Raw genomic sequence first — 838 nt, 5'->3', positions numbered from 1 at the left:
CTAGGTTGTGGACACATAAGTTCTGATCCAGAGGCGTGTTGAAGCGAGAGCGACGGCGGCGAGGAAGTTTCTGGCGAGCTTGTCGAAGCGTGTTGCGCATCGTCGGAATTGTTTGAGTTTGCAGAAATATCGTTCGACGAGGTTGCGCTGGCGGTAGATCATGCGATCGACTGAGCGTTGTATCTTGCGATTGCGCTGTGTCGGGATGTGGGCGGTGGCACCCATGGCCTCGACCTGCTCGACGAGCGCGCGGGCATCATAGCCGCGGTCGGCGACGAGGTGGCGCAGGCGCCCCAGGCCGGCGATCAGGTCGGCGGCGGCGGCATGGTCGGAGAGCTGGCCCTGCGACACGGCAAGGCGGATCGGCAGTCCCCGGGCATCGACCACTGCGTGGATCTTGGTGCTCAGTCCCCCACGAGAGAGACCGATGGCGTGATCCGGGCCCCCTTTTTACCGCCGCTGGCATGTTGATGCGCGCGGATGATGCTACTGTCGATGAAGGCCATGGACTCGGGCGAACGCTCCGCCAAGGCATTGAAGACATCGATCCACACGCCTGCCTTCGCCCAGCGGTTGAAGCGATTGTAGATCGTCGTACCGGGGCCGTAGCGCTCGGGCAGGTCGCGCCAGGGCGAACCGGTGCGCAAAATATAGAAAATCCCGTTCAGAACACGCCGGGCATCCACCCGCGCAACACCCCGAGGCTTGTTCGGCAACAGCGGTGCGATAATCGCCCACTCCGCATCGCTCAAATCAAAACGCGCCATGATCCACCTCCAAACTCAGTGAATCACAGTCCAGCCTTACACGGAATCCAATTTATGGGTTCAGCACCTAG

General features: G+C 61.2%; 1 protein-coding gene. It reads right to left on the bottom strand.

The window, feature by feature from the left end; translation table 11 throughout:
- Positions 1–767 (bottom strand): IS5 family transposase gene (locus FG95_RS20380; RefSeq protein ID WP_152567710.1). Its coding sequence is split into 2 segments (ribosomal slippage): positions 1–443 and positions 443–767, totalling 768 coding nucleotides; the frame shifts between segments, so codons are not numbered across the junction.
- Positions 768–838: the final 71 nt, after the last annotated feature.

Source organism: Sphingopyxis sp. LC363, from assembly GCF_000756385.1.
Lineage (GTDB): Bacteria > Pseudomonadota > Alphaproteobacteria > Sphingomonadales > Sphingomonadaceae > Sphingopyxis.
Note: the sequence above shows the minus strand (reverse complement) of the source record. Positions and strands in the feature narration are given on the sequence as shown.